Annotated in this window: 16 protein-coding genes; 13 read left to right on the top strand and 3 right to left on the bottom strand. The window is 58.0% G+C overall.

Going from position 1 to position 24,079, the window contains the following annotated elements; all coding sequences use genetic code 11:
• Positions 1–25: 25 nt before the first annotated feature.
• Both ACYZTU_RS06115 and ACYZTU_RS06110 read right to left on the bottom strand, forming a co-directional pair.
• Positions 26–1,420, bottom strand: a complete 1,395-nt coding sequence (locus tag ACYZTU_RS06115; protein ID WP_461968738.1) for a PhoH family protein — start codon at positions 1,418–1,420, stop codon at positions 26–28.
• 336 nt (positions 1,421–1,756) lie between these two features.
• Positions 1,757–2,881, bottom strand: coding sequence for a polysaccharide deacetylase family protein (locus ACYZTU_RS06110; protein ID WP_461968736.1), 1,125 nt, complete (start codon positions 2,879–2,881; stop codon positions 1,757–1,759).
• Between the two features lie 232 nt (positions 2,882–3,113).
• Between ACYZTU_RS06110 and yaaA the strand changes: the two genes are divergently transcribed.
• The 13 genes from yaaA to ACYZTU_RS06045 all read left to right on the top strand — a co-directional run bounded on the left by yaaA (position 3,114) and on the right by ACYZTU_RS06045 (position 21,223).
• On the top strand, positions 3,114–3,893 hold the full coding sequence (yaaA, locus tag ACYZTU_RS06105) for a peroxide stress protein YaaA (protein WP_461968734.1): 780 nt from the start codon (positions 3,114–3,116) through the stop codon (positions 3,891–3,893).
• Between the two features lie 807 nt (positions 3,894–4,700).
• Entirely contained in the window at positions 4,701–6,017 is a 1,317-nt protein-coding gene (locus ACYZTU_RS06100) for a nucleotide sugar dehydrogenase (protein ID WP_461968733.1), read from the top strand.
• A gap of 210 nt (positions 6,018–6,227) precedes the next feature.
• A complete protein-coding gene (gene alg8 / locus ACYZTU_RS06095; RefSeq protein WP_461968731.1) occupies positions 6,228–7,709 on the top strand; it encodes a mannuronan synthase in 1,482 nt (493 codons plus the stop codon).
• Positions 7,710–7,744: 35 nt separating this feature from the next.
• Positions 7,745–8,914: a PilZ domain-containing protein gene (locus ACYZTU_RS06090; RefSeq protein WP_461968729.1), complete on the top strand. Its 1,170-nt coding sequence runs from the start codon at positions 7,745–7,747 to the stop codon at positions 8,912–8,914.
• 11 nt (positions 8,915–8,925) lie between these two features.
• The gene (algK, locus tag ACYZTU_RS06085) at positions 8,926–10,332 is read left to right on the top strand and encodes an alginate biosynthesis TPR repeat lipoprotein AlgK (protein ID WP_449643833.1); all 1,407 of its coding nucleotides are present in this window, start codon (positions 8,926–8,928) and stop codon (positions 10,330–10,332) included.
• Positions 10,329–11,816, top strand: a complete 1,488-nt coding sequence (locus ACYZTU_RS06080; protein ID WP_449643832.1) for an alginate export family protein — start codon at positions 10,329–10,331, stop codon at positions 11,814–11,816. Before algK ends, ACYZTU_RS06080 begins: the two co-directional genes overlap by 4 nt.
• 26 nt (positions 11,817–11,842) lie before the next feature.
• Complete coding sequence (gene algG / locus ACYZTU_RS06075; protein ID WP_461968727.1) at positions 11,843–13,432, top strand: mannuronan 5-epimerase AlgG; 1,590 nt, start codon at positions 11,843–11,845, stop codon at positions 13,430–13,432.
• 10 nt (positions 13,433–13,442) lie between these two features.
• Complete coding sequence (locus ACYZTU_RS06070) at positions 13,443–14,903, top strand: alginate O-acetyltransferase (RefSeq protein ID WP_461968725.1); 1,461 nt, start codon at positions 13,443–13,445, stop codon at positions 14,901–14,903.
• A gap of 7 nt (positions 14,904–14,910) precedes the next feature.
• A complete protein-coding gene (locus ACYZTU_RS06065; protein ID WP_461968723.1) occupies positions 14,911–16,035 on the top strand; it encodes a mannuronate-specific alginate lyase in 1,125 nt (374 codons plus the stop codon).
• 197 nt (positions 16,036–16,232) lie between these two features.
• A complete protein-coding gene (locus ACYZTU_RS06060) occupies positions 16,233–17,798 on the top strand; it encodes an MBOAT family O-acyltransferase (RefSeq protein ID WP_449643828.1) in 1,566 nt (521 codons plus the stop codon).
• An 11-nt stretch (positions 17,799–17,809) separates the two neighbouring features.
• The gene (locus ACYZTU_RS06055; protein ID WP_461968721.1) at positions 17,810–18,985 is read left to right on the top strand and encodes an alginate O-acetyltransferase; all 1,176 of its coding nucleotides are present in this window, start codon (positions 17,810–17,812) and stop codon (positions 18,983–18,985) included.
• 14 nt (positions 18,986–18,999) lie between these two features.
• Positions 19,000–19,665, top strand: coding sequence for an alginate O-acetyltransferase AlgF (locus tag ACYZTU_RS06050; protein WP_282375203.1), 666 nt, complete (start codon positions 19,000–19,002; stop codon positions 19,663–19,665).
• A 106-nt stretch (positions 19,666–19,771) separates the two neighbouring features.
• Positions 19,772–21,223: a mannose-1-phosphate guanylyltransferase/mannose-6-phosphate isomerase gene (locus ACYZTU_RS06045; RefSeq protein WP_461968719.1), complete on the top strand. Its 1,452-nt coding sequence runs from the start codon at positions 19,772–19,774 to the stop codon at positions 21,221–21,223.
• Positions 21,224–21,300: 77 nt separating this feature from the next.
• Here the strand turns inward: ACYZTU_RS06045 and ACYZTU_RS06040 are convergent, their stop codons facing one another.
• Positions 21,301–24,033 carry an RHS repeat domain-containing protein gene (locus ACYZTU_RS06040; protein ID WP_461970976.1) on the bottom strand — a complete coding sequence of 911 codons (2,733 nt, stop codon included), beginning with the start codon at positions 24,031–24,033 and terminating at the stop codon, positions 21,301–21,303.
• Positions 24,034–24,079 lie beyond the last annotated feature (46 nt).

Below are 24,079 nucleotides of genomic sequence, written 5' to 3'. Positions count from 1 at the left end.
AGGCCGCCCGGCTCTGTTGAGGAGGTTACAAATGCGTTTCGGCGTATTCGGCCAGTATCGAACGTGGCACCCCTTGCAGGGTGATATGGACACCGTTGGGGAAATCCTTGAAGCGCTCTGTCAGGTACGTCAGCCCGGAACTGGTCGCGGACAGGTAAGGCGTGTCGATCTGTGCCAGGTTGCCCAGGCACACCACTTTGGAACCGGCGCCAGCACGGGTGATGATGGTTTTCATCTGGTGTGGCGTGAGGTTCTGGCATTCATCGATCAGGATCAGGCTCTGCTGGAAGCTGCGGCCTCGAATGTAGTTGAGGGATTTGAACTGCAACGGCACTTTGCTGAGGATGTAATCGACGCTGCCATGGGTGTTTTCGTCATCCATGTGCAAGGCTTCGAGGTTGTCGGTGATGGCGCCCAGCCAAGGCTCCATTTTTTCCGCTTCGGTGCCGGGCAGGAAGCCGATCTCCTGATCCAGGCCCTGCACACTGCGGGTGGCAATGATGCGCCGGTAACGTTTGCTGACCATGGTCTGCTCGATTGCCGCCGCCAGTGCCAGGATGGTTTTACCCGAGCCGGCTGCCCCAGTCAGGTTGACCAGGTGGATATCCGGATCAAGCAAGGCATACAGCGCCAGGCTCTGATAGATGTCACGCGGTTTCAGGCCCCAGGCTTCCTGATGCAACAGGGGTTCTTGATGCAGGTCGAGAATCAGCAATTTGTCGCTCTGGATTTCCTTGATCCAGCCGACAAATCCCTGCTCATCGATGATGAACTCGTTGATGTGCACCGCCGGCAGGTTATCGATCAACTGCACCTGGTGCCAGGTGCGGCCGTGATCCTGGCGGGTTTCGACATTCCTCACGCGGTCCCAGAAGGAGCCGGTCATGTTGTGATAACCGTTGGGCAGCAATGACACGTCGTCGACCAGCTGGTCGGTGCTGTAGTCCTCGGCCGCAATCCCGCAAGCCCGCGCCTTGAGGCGCATGTTGATGTCTTTGGTGACCAGCACCACGGGCAGATTGGGTTCGCGCGCGTGTAAGTCGATCAACTGGTTGATGATGATGTTGTCGTTCAGGTGCTCGGGCAGAATGATGTTCGGTTCGGCACGCTTGCTCATCAGAATTGACAGCAAGCCCTTGGGCCCACTTTTGCCACGCTGGATCGGAACCCCGAGCTCGACATCTTGAGGGCTGGCGTCGCCCAGGGTCTTGTCGATCAGGCGTATGGCCTGACGGCATTCTGCAGCCACGCTGTGTTGCCCGCTCTTGAGCTTGTCCAGCTCCTCAAGCACGGTCATGGGGATCGCGACGTGGTGTTCTTCGAAGTTAAGCAGGGCGTTTGGATCGTGAATCAATACGTTGGTATCGAGTACATAAAGGATTGGCTGGTTGGAGGAAGAACTACGTCCGTGATCATCCATACTCGGTCACCTTTGTGGGAGCCAGTCGACGCAATACCGTGACAGTGCTGCGCCTCGAAGTGGCCACCGAATCACCTGCGGGGACTCAAGTGATGAACTGCAAACAACTGGGTCTTGGAAGACGCCACCTGTCTGCAGGTTTCGGCGGTCTGTCTTCGTAATACTCCAAAACCCATGACAGAAAAAAGTACTTTGACGTTTTTTTGAAGTTTATTTTTCAGAGTGACCAATAGCACTAGGCGGATTGCCATCACCCCGTTAAAGTCGGAAGTCCGCCTGCACCGAATTATCTTCCAAAATCGCCCTTGACCCAATGTTTACGGGCTTTCGTCGTTCTCAGCGAAACGCATTCTGACAGTCTTCCCAACCGATCCCGCTTGGCGCCGTTTGTGTAATGAGCCAAGGCATCGCCGTTTTCACTGCATCCTGCTTCACGTTGAAGTTGATCACCCCGTGCCGCCACAACAGCATCAGGGTCAACACCCGTTGCGCACTCTGATTGCCCTTTAGCTTGCCGGCACCGTCCTGGGCATCGATGTCCCACAATGCCACCTGTAAACCCTGAGCCTTAAAGAAGCCTTCAGCATCAGAACGACGCTGACCATCGGGCGGCCGAAACAAGGGCACGTAGTTTTCAGGCAGTTTGCTTTTAACCAGCTCGACACTGCGGCGCACCGAATCTTGCCAGTCCTGCCAGTGGCTGTGGGAGCGGAACTCCCAGCCTTGCACACCGATGCACTGCTTTGAGTAAGTCGCTTGCAGACCGGCCACCGAGCGATCGGCCAGACGGGCCTGGATGTCCTTGCCGAGGACGAAGAACGTGCCGCTCATGTTCGACTTGCGCAGGTATTCCGTGGCCCAGGCCGTGTTGTCCGGCGTGGCATTGGCGGCGCTGTCGAAGGTCAGCAAAAACAGCCGGTCATGCATCGCATCGCCATTGCGCTCATAGTCGCCAAAACGATCAACTTCACTGCTGTTTTGCGGAAAAAGCGCCGCTTTGCGCAATTGCTCGTCCAGGTACTGGGCATGGAACCGTCGGCTCGGCTCGGCCCACTTTATGTAGTAGCTCTCATCGCTGATCTGAAACTTGGCGGCCTGCTGGCGCAGGGTGTCCATGTCTTCGACCAGGAAACAGAAGGAGGCATCCTGATCGCAGCTCTGCTGGGCGAAGTTGTAGTTGGCCAACAGGCGCTGCCACAGGCGCTGGCGCAGGTTATTGATCGATTCCAGATTGACCGTGCGCAACCCCAGGCGCTGGGCCAGGCTCACTTCATCCAAGGATTCGCTGGCCAGCAAAACGCGAGCGAACATAAGGATCTCGGCCCGTGACGCAACGTCAAACAGGGTCGGGCTGCTGAGTTGTTCGGGCCAGGTGCTACGGTCAAGCGTTGCCACATCACCCGGACCGGCCAGGGCACCGAAGCTCAAGAGCCAGGCCGTGATTAGAAAAACAATACGCAATGGGATGTCTCCATAACAAAACCCGCGCGGCACTATATCGCGGGTAGATCAAAAGATCGCAGCCTCGCTTCGCTCGACAGCTCCTACAGATGTACGCGCACCGTAGGAGTTGTCGAGCAAAGCGAGGCTGCGATCTTGTTCCATGAGACCACCGATCACCTATGACACCCATAGCTGGAGTCAACACAAACAACCCCCTAGAATCGCCCCCACGATTAAAGGAGACGACTTCATGCTGATGGTGATTTCCCCCGCCAAGACCCTCGATTACGAAACACCGCCGGCGACCCAGCGCTTCACCCAGCCGCAATACCTCGACCATTCCCAGGAGCTGATCCTGCAGCTGCGCGAGCTGACCCCTGCGCAGATCAGCGAGTTGATGCACGTCTCCGACAAGATCGGCGGGCTCAACGCCGCGCGTTTCGGCAGCTGGACGCCGGCGTTCACCCCCGCCAACGCCAAACAGGCCTTGCTCGCATTCAAGGGCGACGTCTACACAGGGTTGAATGCTCAAACCTTCAGCGAGGCCGATTTCGATTACGCCCAGCAGCACCTGCGCATGTTGTCCGGCCTGTACGGCCTGCTGCGCCCACTAGACCTGATGCAGCCGTATCGACTGGAGATGGGGACCAAACTGGCGAATGCCCGTGGCAAGGACTTGTATGCCTTTTGGGGCACACAGATCAGCGAATGGCTAAACGAAGCCCTGGCCGATCAAGGCGATGACGTGCTGCTGAACCTGGCCTCCAACGAGTACTTCTCGGCGGTCAAACGCAACGCCCTTAACGCGCGCATCATCAATACCGAATTCAAGGACCTGAAGAACGGCCAATACAAAATCATCAGTTTCTACGCGAAAAAGGCCCGCGGCATGATGAGTCGCTTCGTTATAGAAGAACGCATCAACGACCCGGCAGCCCTCAAGCAGTTCGATGTCCAAGGCTATCGCTACAGCGCCGAGCAGTCTAAACCGGACAAGTTTGTGTTCCTGCGCGATCACGCGCCAGAGTAAGCACCCGATCGGTGCGCGCCTCATTAACGGGTCGTGCGCCGACGTCCGATCGTACAACAATCCCCCGCCTCATTTGCCACTTCATTGGCGCCAAAAAACAATCACCTGTTTTTCTAACTTTAGTTTCACTCGACTTTGATATTTTTTTTCAGTAGTGGCACTGAATTTTTTTATCGGTAGTGGCACATAACTATCTAATCCGACAATAACCCTATGTATCAAGGGTAAAACAGGCGTTGCTATCAATATGAGAGCAGTGCCATCTTTTCCGATATTTCAAGAAATTTCAGAATTCGCGATGGGCGGACTGGAACTATGTCCACATGGGTCGCTCATACCATCGGTAACCATTCTTTCGGCGCTTGTACGAGATAACTTACGCAGAGAAAAAATTCACGTAGCAAAGTTGTCACACTAACTTCTGCTTACGCACCCCTGATTGGGGCAACACATGAGGGATGGGAGATAAGCATCATAACTGTCCCCTGCAAGGCCAAGGCTGCGCCCCTATAAATGTGCTCACCTGAGCACTGAACCGCTTGATTTACGGGCTTCTGGCCTGGCATTGAGCGCGCAAGACCTTTGCACGAATGTCTTCTGATTAGAAGATCAGCTGCATAACAGGGCAAGCCATAACAATAAAGCCTAGTTGCGCACATTTTGAGTGAACTTGTTTAGACACTCGGAACTTATATGCCTGCACGCGGCATTGTTGCGCCTTTAAGGCGCACTTCCGAGTGCACTATGACCGCTGAACACCATTAACTCCGGCCATGTTATGGCTTGATAAACACAGAGGTAAATGCGATGCGCATCAGCATATTTGGTTTGGGTTACGTCGGTGCAGTATGTGCCGGTTGCCTGTCTGCACGGGGCCATGAGGTCGTTGGCGTCGATGTCGCCAAAGACAAGATCGATATGATCAACGCCGGCAAATCGCCGATTGTTGAACCGGGTCTGGGCGAACTTCTGCAGAAGGGTATCGAGACGGGCCGCCTGCGCGGTACGACCGACTTCGCCGAGGCGATTCGCGCCACCGATCTGTCGATGATCTGCGTTGGCACGCCGAGCAAGAAGAACGGCGACCTGGAACTGAACTACATCGAAGCCGTGTGCCGCGAGATTGGTTTTGTCCTGCGTGACAAGACTACCCGCCACACCATCGTGGTTCGCAGCACCGTACTGCCAGGCACTGTCGCAAACGTTGTCATCCCGATCCTCGAAGACTGCTCCGGTAAAAAAGCCGGCGTCGATTTCGGCGTAGCAGTGAACCCAGAGTTCCTGCGTGAAAGCACCGCGATCGCCGATTACGACCTGCCGCCAATGACCGTCATCGGCGAGTTCGACAAAGCTTCGGGCGACGTTCTGCAATCGCTGTACGAAGAGCTCGATGCTCCGATCATCCGCAAGGACATCGCAGTGGCCGAGATGATCAAGTACACCTGCAACGTGTGGCACGCCACCAAGGTGACCTTCGCCAACGAAATCGGCAACATCGCCAAGGCTGTCGGCGTCGATGGTCGTGAAGTGATGGAAGTGGTCTGCCAGGACAAGACGTTGAACCTGTCCCAGTACTACATGCGTCCTGGTTTCGCGTTCGGCGGCTCCTGCCTGCCGAAAGACGTTCGCGCCCTGACCTACCGCGCCGGTTCCCTGGACGTGGAAGCACCGCTGCTCAACTCGCTGATGCGCAGTAACGAGTCCCAGGTGCAGAACGCCTTCGACATCGTCACCAGCCACGGAAAACGCAAAGTCGCCCTGCTGGGTCTGAGCTTCAAGGCCGGTACTGACGACCTGCGCGAAAGCCCGCTGGTTGATCTGGCGGAAATGCTGATCGGCAAGGGCTACGACCTGAGTATCTACGACACCAACGTCGAATACGCCCGCGTTCACGGCGCGAACAAGGATTACATCGAGTCGAAGATCCCTCACGTCTCGTCCTTGCTCAACGCCGATTTTGACGACGTGATCAACAACTCCGACGTGATCATCCTCGGCAACCGTGACGAGAAGTTCCGCGCGCTGGCGCAGCAAGCTCCAGACGGCAAACAAGTAATCGACCTGGTCGGTTTCATGTCCCAAGCCACCAGCGTTAGCGGTCGCACCGAAGGCATCTGCTGGTAATGCGGTCGTAGGAGCTGTCGAGTGAAACGAGGCTGCGATCTTTCCAGGTCCACTTGAGTTTCAAGCGAAAGATCAAAAGATCGCAGGCTTCGCCAGCTCCTACAGGATTTCTGGCGTCATCCAGACCGGGTGTCGCCAGTTTTCGTAAGCCTGCCTTAACCCCATCGGGCCACCCCACAGGCTCGCCCGAGATAGAGACGGATGCAGATTATGCACAGGCTAAAGCACGGCCTACTTCAGGTCGCCGGTTGGCTGTTTTACCTAAGTTTATTGATGGGCATCGCCATGGCGTTGCCTGCGTCCACGTTCGACGCCGAGTCGAAGGACTTCATCTTCCTGATCGGTATCGTCGGTATCTGGCGCTACTCGATGGGTGCCACGCACTTTCTGCGCGGCATGCTGTTTCTGTACGTGGTCTACCCGCACCTGCGGCGCAAAGTGCGCAAGCTGGGTAAAGCGGCAGACCCGTCCCATGTGTTCCTGATGGTCACCAGTTTTCGAATCGACGCGCTGACCACCGCACAGGTCTACGCCTCGGTGATTCGCGAAGCGATCGACTGCGGCCTGCCGACCACCATGGTCTGCTCCATCGTGGAAATGTCCGATGAGAAGCTGGTGAAAAGCCTTTGGACCCGGATGAACCCACCGGCTCGTGTCAAGCTCGACTTCGTGCGCATTCCCGGCACCGGCAAGCGCGATGGCCTGGCCTACGGTTTCCGCGCCATCTCCCGCCACCTGCCGGACGACCGCGCAGTGGTTGCAGTGATCGATGGCGACACCGTGCTCGCCGAAGGCGTCGTGCTCAAGACCGTGCCGTGGTTCCAGCTGTTCGGCAATGTCGGCGGCCTGACCACCAACGAGTTCTGCGAAGTGCGCGGCGGCTACATCATGAGCGAGTGGCACAAACTGCGATTCGCCCAGCGCCACATCAACATGTGCTCGATGGCCCTGTCCAAGCGCGTGCTGACCATGACCGGGCGGATGTCGGTATTCCGCGCCACCGTGGTGACAGACCCGGACTTCATCGCCGACGTGGAAAGCGACTCGCTGCAACACTGGCGTCTGGGCCGCTTCAAGTTCCTCACCGGTGATGACAAGTCGAGCTGGTTCAGCTTGATGCGCCTGGGCTACGACACGTTCTACGTGCCGGACGCTGCGATTCACACCGTGGAACACCCGCCGGAAAAAAGCTTCATCAAGGCCAGTCGCAAACTGATGTTTCGCTGGTACGGCAACAACCTGCGCCAGAACTCCCGAGCCCTGGGCCTGGGGATGAAACGCCTCGGCCTGTTCACTTCAGTGGTGCTGTTCGACCAGCGTGTATCGATGTGGACATCGCTGTTGGGCCTGACGGTCGCGATCCTCGCCACCCTCAAGTACGGCGCCGCGTTCATCCTGGTTTATCTGCTGTGGATCGGCATTACCCGTCTGATCCTGACCGTGCTGCTGTCCTGCTCCGGTCACAAGATCGGCCCGGCCTACCCGGCGATTCTCTATTACAACCAGATCGTCGGCGCGCTGGTGAAGATCTACGTGTTCTTCCGCCTCGACCAACAATCCTGGACTCGCCAGGACACCAAATTGACCCGTGATCTCGCCAGCTTTCAACGTTGGTTCAACACTTGGTCGTCTCGGACCATGACCTTCTCCGCCGGCAGCATTTTTGTTGCTGTGCTGCTGATGATGGTCTGACCGAACTCGCCTGAATTAACTAGGAAATCGTCCATATGAATACCGCCGTCAACGCCAACGTAGTGCATGAATCAGAAGCCCAGCGCCAGCACGCCCGAGTGAAAATCCCGGCCAAGCTGCGCTTCTTTGGTCCTGACCGGACCCCGGTAGAAGCTCGGGTCCTCGACCTCTCCGCTGGTGGCCTGGCCTTCAACGCCGGTCAGCTGCCACTGAAGATCGGCGACAAGTACAAGGCCCGCCTGCAGTTCGTCATCGATAACCTCGGCCTGGCCATGGACGTCGAGCTACTGGTCCGCTCCCACGAGCGCGAAACCGGCCGTACCGGTTGTGAGTTCCAGAACCTCGAACCTCAGGACATTTCAACCCTGCGCCACCTGATCACCTCGCACCTGGCCGGCGACATCGTCAGCATGGGTGAAGTGCTGGCAACCCTGCAGCGCGACAACTTCACCAAGGCGCGCAAGGTCAAGGACGGCGGCCACGGCATGACCGCGTTCGGTCGTCTGCGTGCAGTGACCTTCAGCTTCGCGATTTTCCTCGTCGGTCTGACGGCATTCGGCTTCATTTTCAAGTCGGTGTACGGCATGTACTTCGTCAGCCACGCCCAGGCCGGTCTGGTCAGCGTGGCGGGCATGAACATCACCATGCCGCGCGACGGCACTGTGCAGAGCCTGGTGAAAGCCGACGGCGTTGCGGCAAAAGGCGCCCCGCTGGCGACGTTCAGCACCAGCATGCTCGACGTACTCAAGGGCCATCTGGACGAAGGCCAACTGCAACCGGCCAAGGTTGAAGAACTGTTCGGCAAGCAAATGACCGGCACCCTGACGTCGCCGTGCGATTGCACCGTGGCCCAGCAAATGGTCGCCAACGGTCAATACGCCACCAAGGGCGACGTGATCTTCCAACTGGTGCCGCGTAACAGCGAAGCCAATGTTGAAGCGCGCTTCTCCTATCGCCAGTTCGGCGATGTGCTTCCAGGCAGCACTGTCAGCTTCCAGATCGCCGGCGAAGACAAAACCCGCAGCGGCACGATCGTCAGCAGCACCAGCCTGAAAAGCGCCGACCTGTCGTCCGACATCCGTGTGCTGATCAAGCCTGACGAGCCGCTGGACAGCGCTTTCGCCGGTCGCCCGGTTGAAGTGAATGCCACTCGTGGTCCGAACCTGAACTGGCTGATCGATAAAGCCATGGCCGCCGGTCGTTAATAACAGAGGACATGCCCGTGACTAGCCCACTCAGAATCCTGCCAGTCCCGCTGACTCTGGCCATGGCAATCGCCCTGGCCGGATGCGCCGGCCTGCCCGACCAGCGTCTGGCCAACGAAGCCCTCAAGCGCGGTGATACCACGCTGGCGGCGCAGAATTACCAGCAATTGGCAGACCTGGGCTACAGCGAAGCACAGGTTGGCCTTGCCGATATCCAGGTCGACAGCCGTGACCCGGCACAGATCAAGCGTGCCGAAGCGACTTACCGCGCTGCAGCCGGCGTCTCGCCACGGGCTCAGGCTCGCCTGGGTCGTCTGTTGGTGGCCAAACCCGGCTCCACCGAAGCCGAACAGCACGAAGCCGAAGGCCTGTTGAAAAAAGCCTCGGCCAATGGCGAAGGCAACACCCTGATCCCACTGGCGATGCTGTACCTGCAATACCCGCACAGTTTCCCGAACGTCAACGCGCAACAGCAGATCAGCCAATGGCGCGCCGAAGGCAAACCGGAAGCGGGCCTCGCCCAAGTGCTGCTCTATCGCACTCAGGGCACTTACGACCAGCATCTGGACGAAGTGGAAACGATCTGCAAAGCCGCGTTGAACACCACCGACATCTGCTATGTCGAACTGGCCACGGTCTACCAGAAAAAAGCCCAGCCTGAACAACAGGCCGAGCTGATCAAGCAGATGCAGGCCGCTCAAAGCCTCGGCACAGTTTCTGCTCAACGAGTTGACAGCGTAGCCCGCGTATTGGGCGATGCGAGTCTGGGCAAGACCGACGAGAAAACGGCTCAGTCGCTGCTCGAAGGCATCGCTCCCGCCTACCCCGCTTCCTGGGTCAGCCTGGCGCAATTGCTCTACGACTTCCCTGAACTCGGCGACGTCGACACGATGATGAAGTACCTGGAAAACGGCCGCGCCGCTGACCAGCCGCGTGCCGAACTGTTGCTGGGCAAGCTCTACTACGAAGGTAAATGGGTGCCGGCCGACGCCAAAGTCGCCGAAGAGCATTTCCAGAAAGCTGTCGACAAGGAAGTGGCCGCCGATTACTACCTCGGCCAGATCTACCGCCGTGGTTACCTGGGCAAGGTCTATTCGCAGAAGGCGCTGAATCACCTGCTGAAGGCTGCGCGTAACGGTCAGAACAGCGCCGACTTCGCCATTGCCCAACTGTTCTCCCAAGGCAAGGGCACCAAGCCCGACCCGCTCAACGCTTACGTCTTCAGCCAATTGGCCAAGGCTCAAAACACCCCGCAAGCCACTGAGCTTGCGCAAACGCTCGAAGCCCAACTGCCGCCTGCCCAGCTCGCCGAGGCCCAACGCCTGTTGAAACAAGAACAGGCCGTTCGCGGTGCCTTGAGCCAGAACACGCTGGAACTGCATGCCCTGGAAGAAGAAGACGGCGAGGAATCCCTATGAAGTTGAATCCATTCGTTAAGGCCGGTATTGGCCTGTCATTCGCCCTCTTGTGGTCGTGCCCGACCCTGGCGGCGCTGACTGAAAGCAAGAACTACGGCCTTGACGTGAAAGTCACCGCCCAGTCCGAAGACGACGCCGACCTTGGCACAGCCGAGGGCGGTGACGTCAATGGCGTCGGCCTCGACTTGCGTCCGTGGGTCTATGGCGAGAGCGGCGCGTGGAGCGCCTATGCCATGGGCCAGGCGGTGACGTCCACCGACATCATCGAGACCGACACCCTGCAGCAGTCCGACAGCGACGGCACCCAGGCCACCGACAATGGTGATCGCAAGACCAAGAAAAATTACCTGGCGATGCGCGAGTTCTGGGTCGGTTACAGCGGCCTTACGCCCTACCCCGGCGAGATACTCAAACTCGGTCGCCAGCGCCTGCGCAATGACGACGGCCAATGGCGCGACACCAACATCGAAGCCTTGAACTGGACCTTCGACACCACCCTGTTGCGCGCCAACGCAGGTGTTGCCGAGCGCTTCAGCGAGTACCGCACCGACCTCACCGAACTCGCGCCCAAAGACAAGGATCGCCTGCACGCTTACGCCGACGCGGCGTACCAGTGGAACCCGGGCAACTGGGTCGGCATTCGTGGTCACCACACCCACGATGACGGCAAGCTCGATACCGCGCAGCCAGGTGTTCCCGCCGATTCTCTGGACAAGAAAGAGAATGGCGATATCAGCTGGCTCGGCCTCACCGCCGACAGCGATGCCTACAACTGGCGCAACACCAACACCGTCAATTACTGGGGCAGCATCACCGGCATGAGCGGCGACCGCGACACGGTCAACCCGCTGACTGCCGAGGGCAACGCGCCGGCACAAGCCAAAACCAATGGCAATGTTGATGGCTGGGCCACCGACTTGGGTGTGCGTCTGCGCCTCGATCCGCAGTGGCAAGTCGGTGCAGCTTATGCCCGTGCCAGCGCTGATTACGAACAGAACGGCCTGCAAAGCAACCGTTCGAACTACACCGGTACTCGCTCGCGGGTTCACCGTTTCGGCGAAGCGTTCCGTGGTGAAACGAACAACATGCAGTCCGCCACCTTGTTCGGTTCGTGGATGCTCAACGACGAATACGACGCCAGTGTGATCTACCACAAATTCTGGCGCGTCGACGGCAACAAGCCGGTCGGCAGCAACGGCATCAATGCCGTCCAGAATGACACCGATGACGTGACCGGCGCGGTGCTCTCCAGCACGTCCCTGCCGTTGGAAGATGGCAGCAAAGACCTCGGTCAGGAAATGGACGTGGTCGTCACCAAGTACTTCAAGCAAGGCCTGCTGCCCGCAGCCTTGAGCCAATCGATCGATGAGCCTTCGGCCCTGGTGCGTGTGCGTGGCGGTGTGTTCAAGCCCGGCGATGCGTATGGCAAAGGCGTCGACTCGTACATGCACCGCGCGTTTGTCGACGTGATCTGGCGCTTCTGATGCGAACCGCTAAGGGAGTTCCTGACATGAACAGTCCGAAGAGAGGCTCGATAACCTTGCTGGCCGGCGCGATGCTGCTGGCCAGCACGGCAGCCTTCGCTACGGTGGAGCCGGCCGCGCCCGCTCAAAAAGGCCAACCGGCGACCATTGCCAAGGGGTTGCAACAGGCCAGGACCTACACCGTCAGCAGCGCACCGACTGCGCCGCTGGAGCTGGCCAAACCGAAACTGCCGGACACCTCCGGCTACACCGCCGAAGCCATCGCCGCGAAAATCGTGCGCACCAAGCCCGGCAAAATCAGCGTGCGCCGGATGATGCAGGAAAACGCCCTGAAGGACTTCATCGGCGGCGACAACAAGATGGCCGAGTGGGTGGTGCGTCAGCACGGCATCCCGCAGGCGATCTTCGTCGACGACGGCTACATGAACCTCAAGGATCTGGCCAAGAAAGTACCCAAGCAGTACTTCAGCGAAACCTCGCCGGGCGTGTTCCTGGCGAAGTTGCCGATCGTGGTGGGTAACAAGGGCATTCTGGAAATCGACAAGCAGACCCAGGAACTGCGCCTGTCTCAAGAGGCCGGTTCGTTCCTGGTCAACGACGGTCAGCTGTTCGTGCGTGATACCAAAATCACCGGTTGGAGTGAGAAGGCAAACGGCCCGGCGGCCTACAAGTCGCCCAAGGAGTTCCGTCCGTTCATGTTGTCCTGGGGTGGCACCGAGACTTACATCGCCAACAGCAAAATCGCCAGTTTCGGCTACGCCAACAGTAAGTCTTATGGCGTGAGTATTTCCCAGTACACGCCGAACATGGCCAAGGTGCTCAAGCGCCCTGAACCGACCGGCTGGATCGTCGACTCCGAGTTCTCGGACATGTGGTACGGCTTCTACTGCTACGAAGCCCGCGACTTTGTGGTCAAGGGCAGCACCTACAAAGACAACATCGTCTACGGCATTGACCCGCATGACCGTTCCCACGGTCTGATCATTGCCGACAACACGGTGTTTGGAACCAAGAAGAAGCACGGGATCATTATTTCCCGTGAGGTCAACGACAGCTTCATTTTCAACAACCGCAGCTACGACAACAAGTTGTCGGGCCTGGTGATCGACCGTAACAGCGTGAACAACCTGATTGCTTACAACGAGATCTACAAGAACCACACCGACGGCATCACCCTCTACGAGAGTGGCGACAACCTGCTGTGGGGCAACAAGGTGATCAGCAACAAACGCCACGGCATCCGGATTCGTAACAGCGTGAACATTCGCCTCTACGAAAACCTGTCCATGGCCAACGGCCTGACCGGCGTCTACGGCCACATCAAGGACCTGAGCGACACCGACCGGGACATCAAGCTCGACCCGTTCGACGCCCAGGTGTCGCTGATCATCGTCGGTGGCGAACTGGCCGGCAACGGCAGCGGACCACTGTCCATCGACTCGCCGCTGAGCGTCGAGTTGTATCGCGTGTCCATGCTTGCACCGACTAAATCCAGCGGCATCAGCTTCAACGGGATTCTTGGCGAGCGCCAGGATGAAATTCTCGACCTGCTGGTGCGCCAGCAGAAAGCCGTGCTGATCGACCCTGTCGAACGCCAGACCGAAATGCGGGACTGAGGATAATTTTATGCACTCACACTTGATCAAATTACTCAGCCTGTCGGCCCTGACCGCCGGCATTCTCGCGGCCAGCGCTGGCGCTCGTGCCGATGAAGCTGCCGGCAACATAAAGCCACCCAGCTTCGACGCTGAACCGTGCTGCAACCTGTGCCCGGCAGCGCACGACGCGAAAAACTACATCACGCGTTACCAGCAGAACTTCACCACGCTGGTGCAGGCTCAGGGCGATTGGCTATTCCGTACGCAAGAAGACTTGCGCACCGAGTTCGACACCACGCCCGCTGGCTACAAACGCATGAAAGAACTGCACGACGCGTTCAAGAGCAAAGGCGTGGAACTGGTCGTTGTTTACCAGCCGACCCGTGGTCTTGTGAACCGTAACAAGCTCAACCCGGAAGACAAAGCCAAGTTCGATTTCGACAAGGCCTTGAAGAACTACAAGACCATGCTCGGGCGTTTCGCCGCCATGGGCTACACCGTGCCGGACCTCTCGCCGCTGACCAACGAATCGCTGCCTGAGACCCTGCAGGCCCACGACTTCTACTTCCGCGGCGACCAACACTGGACGCCGTATGGCGCCCAGCGCACGGCGAAAATCGTCGGTGAGCAAATCAAGAAAATGCCGGCCTTTGCCGACGTGCCGAAACGCGAATTCGAGAGCCATAAGTCGGGTCGCATGGGCAAGACCGGAACGTTACACAACATGGCCGGTCAACTCTGTGGCACCAGCTACGCGACCCAGTACATGGATCAGTTCACCACCGAGCCGAAAGGCGAGGCAGCTGATGGCGATCTGTTCAGTGATTCCGGCAATCCGGAGGTCACCCTGGTCGGCACCAGCCACAGTGGCAAGAACTACAACTTCTCCGGTTTCCTCGAAGAGGCCATCGGCGCCGACATCCTCAACGTGGCGTTCCCCGGCGGTGGCCTGGAAGGTTCGATGCTGCAGTACCTGGGCAGCGAAGAGTTCCAGACCAAGCCACCGAAGATTCTGATCTGGGAATTCTCGCCGCTCTATCGCCTCGACCAGGAAACCATCTACCGCCAGATGATGGCGCTGCTGGACAACGGTTGCGAAGGAAAGGACGCACAGTTGACCGGCAGCACCACGTTGAAACCGGGCAAGAACGAATTGATGGTCAACAGCAAGAACCTGAATCTGCAAAACAGCAGCCACCAGGTCGACATTCGCTTCGCCGATCCGTCGGTGAAAAATCTGCAAGCCACCCTCTGGTACATGAACGGTCGCCACGAGGACATCAAAATCGAAAAACCGGAAACCTCCGATACCGACGGGCGTTTCGCCTTTGAGTTGCGCACGGACGAAGACTGGGCCTCGCAGAATCTGCTGGCCGTCGAAATCCAGGGCCCTGAAGCAGGTGCCGCGCCACAAAAAGTCGAAGCGAAAATCTGCAAACGCAACGTGTTCCCAGGCGCTGGGCAGCGTACCGCTCAGGCCGGGCAATGAGGCAACTATGCAAACCCGAACTTTGAAAAGATTAATCGCACCGTCCCTGTTGAGCCTGGCCATGTTTGCCGGTGCGACTCAGGCCGCTGCGCCCCTGCGTCCGCCACAGGGATACTTCGCGCCGATTGAAAAAGTCAAAACCGGCGACAAGCGCGAAAGCTGTGATGCGATGCCGACGCCGTACACCGGCTCGCTGCAATTTCGCAGCAAGTACGAAGGCTCCGACAAGGCCCGTTCGACCCTGAACGAGGCATCGGAAAAAGCCTTCCGCGACACCACGGCCGACATCACCAAGATTGAGCGCGGCACCAGCAAGCGCGTAATGCAGTACATGCGTGACGGTCGTCCGGAACAACTGGAATGCACCCTGAGTTGGTTGACCGCCTGGGCCAAGGCAGATGCGTTGATGTCCAAGGACTTCAACCACACCGGCAAGTCCATGCGCAAATGGGCGTTGGGCAGCATGGCCTCGTCCTATATCCGCCTGAAATTCTCCGACTCGCATCCGTTGGCGAACCATCAGCAAGAGGCGCAACTGATTGAGGCCTGGTTCAGCAAAATGGCTGATCAAGTCGTCAGCGACTGGGACAACCTGCCGCTGGAAAAAACCAACAACCACTCGTACTGGTCCGCCTGGTCGGTGATGGCAACGTCCATCGCCACCAACCGTCGCGACCTGTTCGACTGGTCGGTGAAGGAATACAAAGTCGGCGTCAATCAAATCGACGCCCAGGGTTTCCTGCCCAACGAACTCAAGCGCCAGCAACGCGCCCTCTCCTATCACAACTACGCCCTGCCACCGCTGTCGATGATCGCCAGTTTTGCGTTGGTCAACGGTGTGGACTTGCGTCAGGAAAACAACGGCGCATTGAAGCGCCTGGGTGATCGAGTGCTCGCGGGTGTCGAAGACCCGGAAGAATTCGAGAAGAAGAACGGTAAAGAGCAGGACATGACCGACCTCAAAGTCGACTCGAAATTTTCCTGGCTCGAACCGTTCTGCACGCTCTACACCTGCTCGCCGGATGTGCTTGAGAAAAAGCGCGAAATGCAGCCGTTCAAGACCTTCCGCCTCGGTGGGGATTTGACCAAGGTCTACGACCCGGCGAGTGAAAAAGGCAAAAAAGGTAGTTGAGTCGTCGGTGATCGTTCCCACGCTCTGCGTGGGAATGCAGCCCGTGACGCTCCGCGTCACATGCCGAAGCGGACGCAGAGCGTCCAGTGAGGCATTCCCACGCAGAGCGTGGGAACGATCGTAGCTCTCCGGATTTCGGTGGGGGGTTTGGGGGGGCCGTTGGCCCTTGACTGTTGGTTAAACATGGAGAGACCGGGATGGTATTTTCATCCAACGTGTTCCTGTTTTTGTTCTTGCCGATCTTTCTCGGCATGTACTACTTAAGCGGAATACGCTATCGCAACCTGCTGCTGCTGCTCGCCAGCTACGTGTTCTATGCCTGGTGGCGTGTGGACTTCCTTGCGCTGTTCGCAGCCGTCACGTTGTGGAACTACTGGATCGGCCTCAAAGTCGGTGCCGCAGGCGTTCGGACCAAACCGGCACAGCGCTGGTTGCTCCTGGGCGTGGGCGTCGACCTGTGCATTCTCGGCTACTTCAAGTACGCCAACTTCGGCGTCGACAGCATCAACGCGATGATGACCTCGGTCGGTCTGTCGCCGTTCATCCTGACCCACGTGCTGTTGCCGATCGGGATCTCGTTCTACATCTTCGAGTCCATCAGCTACATCATCGACGTCTACCGTGGTGACACGCCGGCGACCCGCAACCTGATCGACTTCGCAGCGTTTGTAGCGATCTTCCCGCACCTGATCGCGGGTCCCGTGTTGCGTTTCCGCGATCTCGCCGACCAGTTCAACAACCGCACTCACACCCTCGACAAGTTCTCCGAGGGTGCCACGCGGTTCATGCAGGGTTTCATCAAGAAGGTCTTCATCGCCGACACCCTCGCGGTGGTGGCCGACCATTGTTTTGCCTTGCAGAACCCGACCACGGGCGATGCCTGGCTCGGCGCTCTGGCCTACACCGCGCAGTTGTATTTCGACTTCTCCGGTTACAGCGACATGGCGATCGGTCTGGGCTTGATGATGGGTTTCCGCTTCATGGAAAACTTCAAGCAGCCGTACATCAGCCAGTCGATCACCGAGTTCTGGCGTCGCTGGCACATCAGCCTGTCCACCTGGTTGCGTGACTACCTGTACATCACACTGGGCGGTAACCGCAAAGGTACGCTGATGACCTATCGCAACTTGTTCCTGACCATGTTGCTGGGTGGTCTGTGGCACGGCGCGAACATCACGTACATCATCTGGGGCGCCTGGCACGGCATGTGGCTGGCAATCGAAAAAGCCCTCGGCCTGAACACGTCCCCGCGCAGCATCAACCCGATCCGCTGGGCGCTGACCTTCCTGCTCGTGGTCATGGGCTGGGTGATCTTCCGCTCGGAAAACCTGCACGTCGCCGGTCGTATGTACGGTGCGATGTTCAGCTTCGGCGAATGGTCACTGTCGGAACTCAACGCGGCCAGCCTCACCGGTCTGCAAGTGGCGACCCTGGTGGTGGCTTACATGACCCTGGCGTTCTTCGGCATCCGTGACTTCTACACCAATCTGCCGCCTGAAAAGACCAAGCCTGTGGTGAACGTCGAGGCCGATGGCCCGGCCACCGCGACGCCTGGAATGATCAAAGCCGTACCGGGCGACAACCCGGGCAGCATCCACGAACCTGGCTACACCGTTGGCGTTGAAGCGACCGTGCAACCGGCCTACTGGACCGCTGACTGGTCTCGTTACGTGATGCGTACGCTGGTACTGGTGTTGTTCATCGCCTCGATTTTCAAACTCTCGGCGCAAAGCTTCTCGCCGTTCCTTTACTTCCAGTTCTGAGGGATCTGACTATGACCCGCTCATTACGCATCCTCTACATCGCCTTGTTCCTGCTGACACTGCTGGTGCTGGGCGTGTGGTCCACGCGCAGTTTCTTCGGCTTTAACACCAGTGCCGAAACGACGGTGCTTAACGGCCGCTGGAGCAAAGCTGTGGAAACGCATTACGACGAGGAGTTCCCGATCAAGCGTCTGGGCACCAACCTTTGGGCTGCGCTGGATTTCAAACTGTTCAACGAAGGTCGTCCGGGCGTCGTGCTCGGTCGCGATCAGTGGTTGTACAGCGATGAGGAATTCAACCCGATCGTCAACGAAGAGCTGAACCTGCAAGGCAACTACGCGCTGGTCGAAGGCGTGCGCCAGGAACTGAAAGCCAAAGGCGTGAAACTGGTCATGGCGATCGTGCCGGCCAAGACTCGCCTGTACCCGGAACACCTGGGTGAAGTGAAACCTTCGAGCATCCACGCCAACCTCTATGAAGATTTCCACGCTCGTGTGGCGGCCAACAAGGTCCTCGCTCCCGACCTGTTCGGCCCGCTGCTGAGGGGCAAACTGGACGGTCAGCAAGTCTTCCTGCGCACCGACACCCACTGGACCCCGGAAGGCGCGCAAATCGCCGCCGAAACCCTGGCGAAATCCATTACCGACAAATACCCGCTGAGCGGCGAGCCGCAACACTTCGTCACGGAACCTGCGGAAAAGGTGACGCACAAGGGCGACCTGCGGTTGTTCCTGCCGCTGGACCCGCTGTTCGAAAACCTGATGCCGAAGCCCGAGCCGTTGCAGAAGCGCAATACCGTTGCGGCGCAAGACCAGCCTGCCGGTGATGACGCCCTGTTCGCCAACACTGAAGTGCCGGTGGCCCTGATCGGCACCAGCTACAGCGCCAACCCCAACTGGAACTTCGTCGGTGCGCTGAAACAAGCGCTGAACAGCGACGTGGTCAATTACGCCGAAGACGGCCACGGCCCGATTCTGCCGATGCTCACCTACCTGAAAAGTGATGCTTTCAAGAACAGCCCGCCTCAGGTGCTGATCTGGGAGTTTCCTGAACGTTATCTGCCTGTGAACAACGAAATCGGTGACGCCGACCCGCAGTGGGTCGCAGAGCTCAAAGAAGCCGGCGTTCGCCAACAAAACGTAGCCGCAAACACTAAATCCGAGACGCCCGACCGGGCGCAAAACTGAAAGAGAGGTACACCATGACTTTCACTACTACTCCTCGCCGTCTCGCCGCTCGCTCCTTAAAAGCAGTTGCACTCGTCGCTGGCATGAGCGTTCTGTCGATGTCCGCCTTTGCTGGCGACGCCGCACTCTACGGTCCGACCGCACCGAAAGGCTCAAGCTTCGTGCGTATCTACAACGCCGGTAACGCTGAAGTCAGCGCCACCGTCGGTACTACCAACCTGAGCGAAGTCGCGCCGCTGTCCAGCAGTGACTTCAGCTTCATGCCGGGCGGCGATTACAGCGCCAAGGTCGGCAGCCAGACGCTGCCGGTGAAACTGGCCGGTGATCACTATTACACCCTGGTCAACAACGCCAGCGGCGCGCCACAACTGATCGAAGAGCCGCCGTTCAAGAACAAGCAGAAATCCCTGGTTCGCGTGCAGAACCTCAGCGACAAGGCCCTGACCCTGAAAACCGCTGACGGCAAGACCGAAGTGGTCCCGACCGTGGCCGCCAAGGGCCGTGGCGAACGTGAAATCAACCCGGTGAAAGTCAGCCTGGCGCTTTACGATGGCGACAAGAAAGTCGGCGACGTGAAACCGGTTGCCCTGGAACGCGGTGAAGCCGCCGTGCTGTACGTCACCGGCACCGGCAGCAGCCTGGCACCAGTCTGGGTAAAACGCCCGGTTTCGACGCGCTAATCATTTTGTCGGGTAGCCCACGGGCTACCCGGACACGGAATAAGAACAAGAGTGAAACGACAGAACGCAGTAGCTCTGACCCATACGATTTTCAAGGAGTAACAACATGATTCCGGTGATCTTGTCAGGTGGTAGTGGCTCACGTCTTTGGCCGCTTTCGCGTAAGCAATTCCCCAAGCAATTTCTCGCCCTGACCGGCGAACAAACACTGTTCCAGCAAACCCTGGAACGCCTGGTGTTCGAAGGCATGGACACCCCGATCGTGGTCTGCAACAAAGAACACCGTTTCATCGTCAACGAGCAACTGGCCGCCCGTAAACTGGACGTTCAGCGCATCCTGATGGAACCGTTCGGCCGCAACACTTCACCGGCCGTGGCCTTGACCGCAATGATGCTGGTCAACGAAGGTCGCGACGAGTTGATGCTCGTGCTGCCCGCCGACCACGTGCTGGAAGATCAAAAAGCCCTGCAACGCGCGCTGGCCCTGGCCACCGTCGCTGCAGAAAACGGCGAATTGGTGCTGTTCGGCGTACCGGCCACTAAACCGGAAACCGGCTATGGCTACATCAAGTCGGCCAATGATTCGCTGCTGCCGGAAGGCGTCAGCCGCGTCTCGCACTTCGTCGAAAAACCGGACGTGAAGCGCGCCACCGAATTCGTCGAGTCCGGCGGTTACTTCTGGAACAGCGGTATGTTCCTGTTCCGCGCCAGCCGTTTCCTCGAAGAGCTGAAAAAACACGATCCGGACATCTACGACACCTGCATGCTGACCCTGGAGCGCAGCAAACAGGATGCCGACACCGTCGACTTCGACGCCGCCACCTTCGCTTGCTGCCCGGACAATTCCATCGACTACTCGGTGATGGAAAAAACCCAGCGCGCCTGCGTTGTACCGCTGACCGCGGGCTGGAGCGATGTCGGCTGCTGGGCGTCGTTGTGGGAAGTGAATGAGAAAGACGCCAACGGCAACGTCACCAAAGGCGACGTGGTCATCCAGGACAGCAAAAACTGCATGATCCATGGCAACGGCAAACTGGTGTCGGTGATTGGCCTGGAAAACATCGTGGTGGTTGAAACCAAGGACGCCATGATGATCGCCCACAAGGACAAGGTCCAAGGCGTGAAACAGATGGTCAACACCCTCAACGAACAAGGCCGCAGCGAAACCCAGACCCACTGCGAAGTCTATCGTCCGTGGGGCTCCTACGACTCGGTGGACATGGGCGGCCGCTTCCAGGTCAAGCGCATCTCGGTCAAACCGGGCGCGTGCCTGTCGCTGCAGATGCACCACCACCGCGCCGAACACTGGATCGTGGTCAGCGGCACGGCTGAAGTGACCTGCGACGAAAACGTGTTCCTGCTGACTGAAAACCAGTCGACCTACATCCCGATCGCCTCGGTCCACCGTCTGCGCAACCCGGGCAAGATTCCACTCGAAATCATCGAAGTGCAATCGGGCAGCTACCTGGGCGAAGACGATATCGAGCGGTTTGAAGATATCTACGGTCGCTCTACCCCGATCGACCGCGGCGTATCGGTGAAAACCATCGCGCGGTAATTGATCTGTAACACCAGAAGCCCCCGTCCGACCGACTGCGCTCCCTATCCGTAGTCGGTTGGACGTTTTTTTATGAGTCAGACCTTAAGGGGTTTTTTGACACTGAATTTCAGATCCTTCCACTTCAGAATTGAAGTGGGTCCTCGTGAACTATCCAATTCTACGGTTCCACCGCTTTTCGCAGCAGCGATGAAACGATGATGCCCATCCTGAAGGGTGATTATTTTTGTCTCACTGTCATGTGCAAAAATCGGGGTTCCCAAGCCGATTTTAAGCGCTGCTGGATCTTTGGCTTTAATTGCAGCAATGGCTTGTTCATGCTCGACACCTTTCAACGAATTGAACTTTTCATATTCTTCAATACCTTCTTTGTTGATCCAGTCTTGGCTAGGTACTATTTCGTGACCGTCCGGCCATTTAGGCAGGTTCTTTCCTTCGACCAAATCAAATTTTCTGTGAAAAACCACGACCAACCGTTGCACGATAACTTCCCTTCTGTTCCTCATAATGGTCACGTTTTTGAAACTCATAGAAACGTCGCTGGTGGATAGCCCACTCCCGCCCAGCATTACGTTCTCGCTTCTTTTTCCTACATCTATTCCATTTGTACTGTCTGCTCCTCTCACCTGTTCGAGCGAACTCTTTCCAGCCACAGCGGGTAGGGCAGGTTTATTAGCAGGAGACAAAACGTTCACTATCGGCTTTGTAACAACGGTGCGACCGTTAATTTCGGGAGCAACACTACGCGCTCCAAAAATACACGCCATATTTTTTACTGAGCTTTTATTTAGTTCTTTTGCGTGCGTTGCAACGCCACTAATGGCGCTCTCCCCTTTGGCATACCCGTCAATATCCACGAAAGTAACCGGGTTATTTCCTACCATTGCGTAATAATTCAATCCATCTACATTGCCTGCCGGATCCGGATTCAGCCACCGCTGCAACCACGGTATGTAATACCGAAACCCATAGTAATAAAGCCCCGTCGCATCTCGTTCTTTGCCGGAATAACGAATGGTTTTGTAATCCCCATCGGTGTCGTTCGGGCTGGCAGACCAGGCTGTTGTACCAAAGGGATGATAAGTTTCCCGACTGATGATTCGCGCATCGTCGGCGAGTTCCAGCGTGCAGGAGTTTAGATGATCAACCAGGCTGTAGCGGTACTGATCGTTGGTCACGCCGGACGGCGGATCGGTTTCCCAATGCAGCACCCGGACACTATTGAGCCCGGCCTGCGCGGTGATGACCTGTAGCACCTTCCCGGTGCCACTGTCGGTACGCAGTTCCAGCCCCGGCAAGTAACGCACTTCAGCCACCACGGTGCGGGCATTGGTCTGTAACGAGCGAATCTTGCGCACGCGCTGACCACCGCCATCGTAGACATAGGATTCCCGGTCATTGAAACCGGAGGCGCGCTCCACCGGGCTGACCGATTGCAACTGGTTACGCAGATCCCAGGTTAAAAACCGTCCCTGATCCAGTTCCAGCAAATTACCCCGGGCATCGAACGCGGCGGCGATTTCTGCCTCGGTGGGTGGCACTCCGTTGCGCCAGGGCAGACAGCGATTGCTGTTACGCGCGGCCTTCAATTCACGTCCGGGCCCCTGCGCACCGACGTGCGTCAGCTTCAGCAAGTTACCGCCCTCGTCATAGCTGTAGGTCTGGTGATAGTTGCTGACTGCTGCCGGATCGGTTCGCCCCACCGATTCCGGCCCCTGATTGGCACTACCCGCCTCCCAACCAAAGGCCACGATCAATTGGTAAAGGCTGTCGTAGTTAAAGCGACTGATCGGTTCGATACGTTGGTTGGCGAAGTGACGCACCGGCAATGCCTTGTCCTCGATGCTCAGGACATTGCCCGTGCGGTCATAGTCGTAGATCAGATGCTGCAACATCCGAGCACCCGCGGCCTGAGCCCGACGCTCCATCAACAAACCGTCTTCAGCGCGGTAAAGCAGGGTTGTTTCTACAGCGTTGCCGGCAGTTTCGTGCGTCACTTTCCCCTCGGCGTCGTACTGGATATCGCTGACCAGCGTTTGCCACGTGGTCAGTCCCTGAAGTTGCAGACGCGTCTCACGCAAACGACCGTCAAGGGTCAGGCTGAAGGCCTGGCGGTTTTCCTTGGCATCGAGTTGTTCCTGCACATCATTCAGTGGACCGAAACTCCACGTCGAGGCGGCTCCCTCCCCCGGCTCAAGCAACCGCTGGCGATCGGCTTCCAACTCTGGCCAGTCAGGTGTAACAGGGTCCAGGGTGAAGTGACGGACTTGCTTCAGGCATTGGTCGGTGATTGAAAAGGCCTCGAACAGTACCGTTTCTGCGGGGTCGTCGTGACGGATCAACTGGCCGCATTGATTCTGCTCGCCATGATCGGGACCTCCATAGGTCATGCGGTCAACACAATGGCCTGGCTCCGTCCCGCCCTGCTCGAACACCGAAACGGGACGAAGTAGATCGTCGTACTCGACTTCACGTCGCGTGCCTCGACTGTCCCAGCTCAGCAAAACCTCATTGCCCTGACCTGGCAGGTTGAGCTGCCAACCGGCATCAACGCTCTCGGTGAACAGCGCATTACCCGACAGCGAAAACACCGTCGTGAGGTTGGCGGGCGTCAGCGGCTCTTCTTGTTTCAACGCCCAAAGCCGTGGATCCCACTGTTCAACCGCACGCCCTGCAGCATCGTAAAAGGTGCGGTTGATGCGTGCCTGAGTAGGAACGCCTTCGACCTCGCGCCAATAATCAACCGAACGGATCGGCAGTCCACGCGGGTCGACAACGGACAATCCTGGTGTTTTGTGGTGCATTCCCATCGTTGAAGACCGCATGCCGGTGGCGTCCTTGTTTGCCAGCGGATAT

The organism is Pseudomonas sp. HLT2-19-2 (assembly GCF_054898005.1).
This window is presented reverse-complemented; position numbering and strand designations above follow the sequence as displayed.